The sequence below is a fragment of the Kribbella sp. genome (assembly GCF_035687465.1).
Classification (GTDB): Bacteria; Actinomycetota; Actinomycetes; order Propionibacteriales; family Kribbellaceae; genus Kribbella.
Genome location: NZ_DASRXP010000697.1, coordinates 1 through 3,277, shown reverse-complemented (window position 1 = coordinate 3,277; position 3,277 = coordinate 1). Strand labels below are relative to the sequence as shown.

At 67.6% G+C, this 3,277-nt stretch carries 3 protein-coding genes and 1 pseudogene; 2 read left to right on the top strand and 2 right to left on the bottom strand.

Translation table 11 applies throughout. The features are described 5' to 3' along the window. Positions 1-96 precede the first annotated feature (96 nt). The gene (locus VFG33_RS37825; RefSeq protein ID WP_325057844.1) at positions 97-876 is read right to left on the bottom strand and encodes a GntR family transcriptional regulator; all 780 of its coding nucleotides are present in this window, start codon (positions 874-876) and stop codon (positions 97-99) included. Between the two features lie 182 nt (positions 877-1,058). On the opposite strand from VFG33_RS37825, the gene VFG33_RS37820 reads away from it, so the two are divergent. Both VFG33_RS37820 and VFG33_RS37815 read left to right on the top strand, forming a co-directional pair. Then, positions 1,059-1,769, top strand: a complete 711-nt coding sequence (locus tag VFG33_RS37820) for a GAF and ANTAR domain-containing protein (RefSeq protein ID WP_325057843.1) — start codon at positions 1,059-1,061, stop codon at positions 1,767-1,769. 263 nt (positions 1,770-2,032) lie between these two features. Beyond that, entirely contained in the window at positions 2,033-3,028 is a 996-nt protein-coding gene (locus VFG33_RS37815) for a fatty acid desaturase family protein (protein ID WP_325057842.1), read from the top strand. 8 nt (positions 3,029-3,036) lie between these two features. On the opposite strand, the pseudogene VFG33_RS37810 reads toward VFG33_RS37815, so the two are convergent. Beyond that, positions 3,037-3,277 (bottom strand): annotated as a pseudogene (locus tag VFG33_RS37810) (TetR/AcrR family transcriptional regulator); the annotation flags it as partial.

Below are 3,277 nucleotides of genomic sequence, written 5' to 3'. Positions count from 1 at the left end.
TGCGGCTGCGCTCGGGCTGTGCGTGGCGCTCTACCTGACGGTCGGCGCCGCCATGCTCATCGTCGGCGAAACCCGCGTTCCACCAAGCTTGAGCGTCTAGCTGGCCTGGCCGAAGGAACGCATCACTGTCGAGTAGACGATCCGATCGGAACGGGCGTGGGACACGCTGTACTCGAGCGGCCGACCGCCCCTCGCCCTGATCACCCGGCTCGAGTCGAGGAGGGCGAAGCCGACGCTCACCTGCAGGAACCCCGCGCTGATCGGGTCAGCGCCGGAGCAGCCGATCTGCAACTCGGTGTCCCCGACCGGCTCGTGCAGGAGGTCCGCGATCAGTTCGTAGGGTGACCTGTTCAGCGTCGACGCCGGACGGTCCAGCAGTCCCGCGAACGGGTCCGCCGGCATGAAGGCCGAGCGGATGCTGAGCGGGAAACCGTCCAGCGACGTGACGGATTCGAGGATCACCACCTCTGCCCCGGCGGCGATCTCCAGCCGCTCGGCGATGAACGACGGCGCCGGGTGCAGGGCGGCGTACGTGGTCCTGATCGCCACCCGGGTGCCGTTGGCGTTCATCTCCTGGGCCAGGTCGCGGGAAACCTCGATCTCGTGCTGAAGCGCGCTCGGTGCCATCGCGAAGGTGCCGGCCCCGCGGACCCGCTCGACCATGCCCTGGTCGGCCAGGATCGCGAGCACGTCCCGGATGATGCCGCGGCTGACGCCGTATTTGCGGATCAGGGCGTCCTCGCCCGGCAGGGGCTCCTCGGCCCAGTCGCCGCTGAGCAGTTCGGTGCGGAGCAGGTCGCAGACCCACTGGACCGTACGGGACCGGCCTGGGCCCCGTCGGGGATTGCGGCTTGGCTGACCGGGCGGTTGTGGCACGGAGTGGTCCCGCTCTCCGAGGGTGAAGTTCCGGTCACGGTACTGCCGGTCGGCAGGCCGACCAAGCGATAATTCAGGTGGCCTGGATCACAGTTTCCGCCTGGCAGGCTGGTAGGTGACCGGCAGTCGACTGACAGGCTGTCTGCCGACAGATCGTGGGGGTTCGAAAGGGACAGCTGGGCATGTCACGGGAACACCGCATCACGCAGGTCTTCATCGAACTGGCCGACACCTTGGTGGCGGAGTTCGAGGTGGTCGACTTCCTCGGCTATCTGGCCGGAGTGAGCGTGGAACTACTGGACGTCGACGCGGCCGGGCTGATGCTCGCCGACGAGGACGGTCTGCTGCACGTGATGGCGTCCTCGGACGACCAGGCGGAGCTGCTCGAGTTGTTCGAGCTCCAGCAGGACGAAGGACCTTGCCCGGAGTGCTTCCGCACCGGAGTACCGGTGGTGAACGTCGAGCTGAGCAGGTGGCCCGACTTCGCCGCGGCGGCCGCTGCCGGAGGCTACACGTCCGCTCACGCGCTGCCGCTGCATCTGCGCGGCCATGTGATCGGTGCGCTCAACCTGTTCCGGACGAGTACCGAACCGCTCACCGATCAGGACATCAAGCTGGCCCAGGCGCTGTCCGACATCGCCACCATCGGGCTGCTGCACGAGCGGGAGATCCGCGGGCACCAGGTGCTCGCCGAGCAGCTCCAGCACGCGCTGGACAGCAGGATCGAGATCGAGCAGGCCAAGGGCATGCTCGCCGAGCGGGCCGGTGTGAGTCCGGTGGCGGCGTTCGGGGCGATGCGTTCCTATGCGCGCGGCAAGGGGCTGGGGCTGAGCGTGGTGGCGCACGGAGTCCTCGACGGAACCCTGCAAACCTCGGCGCTGTTCGCCCGCTGAGAGCCCGCTGTGAGGACGGTGGCGTCCGCTGAAGCTGTGGATCTCCTGTGACACTCGGTGCGCGGTTGCTTCTCGACCTCGCGCATGGTTCCGTTGGTGTCCACAGCCACTTTCTCGTGGCGCTGCCCTGGACCCGGTAGCGCATCCCGACCGATGCACTCCGGAGTGGGGCGTTTCTTTTGTCACAACTCGTTGCGGACGATATTCCTCCGCAAGGCCCGCAGGAAAAACACGCGAGCCTCTACACAGACCTCTCGAGGACTGTGCGGGAACTCGGGCTGCTCAAGCGGCGGCACGGCTACTACTGGACCCGGATCGGGCTGGTGCTGCTCGCCTTGGGCGGCGTCGCGACCGGCGTCATCCTGCTGGGCGACTCCTGGTTCCAGCTGCTGATGGCAGGCGCTCTGGCGCTGGTGCTGACCCAGGTCGCGTTCCTGAGCCACGACAGCGCCCACCGGCAGATCTTCCACTCCAACGCGTGGAACGACTGGACCGCCCGGATCCTGGCCGGCGCTCTCGCCGGGATGAGCGTCACCTGGTGGCGGAACAAGCACAACAAGCACCACAACGCGCCCAACCAACTGGGCAAGGACCCCGACATCGCCATCGGAGTGGTCGCCTTCACCCCCGACCACGTCGCCAGGCGCACCGGGCTGGTCAAGTGGCTCGGCGATCGTCAGGGCTGGTTCTTCTTCCCGTTGCTCACGCTGGAGGGACTCAGCCTGCACGTGGCGAGCCTGCGGCATCTGCTGCGGAGGAACGCATCACGGCTGGAGCGCATCGAGGCCGCGATCGTGCTCTCCCGGCTCGGCGCCTACGTGGCGGTGCTGTTGATTCTGCTGCCGATCGGCAAGGCCAGCGCCTTCATCGGGCTGCAGCTCGCGGTCTTCGGCGTCTGCCTGGGTGCGTCGTTCGCCCCCAACCACAAGGGCATGCCGCTCGTTCCGGCCTCGATGAAGCTGGACTTCCTGCGCCGCCAGGTGCTGATGTCGCGCAACATCCGCGGCGGCGTCCTGGTGGACTTCGGGATGGGCGGGCTGAACTACCAGATCGAGCATCACCTGTTCCCGAGCATGCCCCGGCCGACGCTCAAGCAGGTCCGTCCGATCGTGCGCGAGTACTGCGAACTGCACGGGATCAAGTACACCGAGGTCGGTCTGTTCGAGTCGTACAAGATCGTCATCGACTACCTGAACAACGTCGGCCTCCGCGCCCGCGACCCGTTCCAGTGCCCGATGACCGCCCTCTACCGGAACTGAGTCGCCCGCTAAGCCCTCAGTAGACCGAGAGCCACCTCACGGGCCTCGTCCGCAGCCGCGCGACCGAGGCCGTGATGGTCGGCGACCACTGTGGCTCCCTCGAGGAGCATGAGTAGCTGCCGGCCGACCAGGGCGGGATCGACGACTCCGGCCGCGGTCGCGATCTCGGTGAACAGCTCCAGGTAGCGGTCGAGGTGGCGGACCGCGATCGCCCGCGCCGGTTCGACGTGCCGCTGGGTGGCCGCGTTC

What these genes read in the sequence shown, in the direction of transcription:
- VFG33_RS37820 (WP_325057843.1), top strand. Translation starts at nt 1,059, where the DNA reads ATGTCACGGGAACACCGCATCACGCAGGTCTTCATCGAACTGGCCGAC.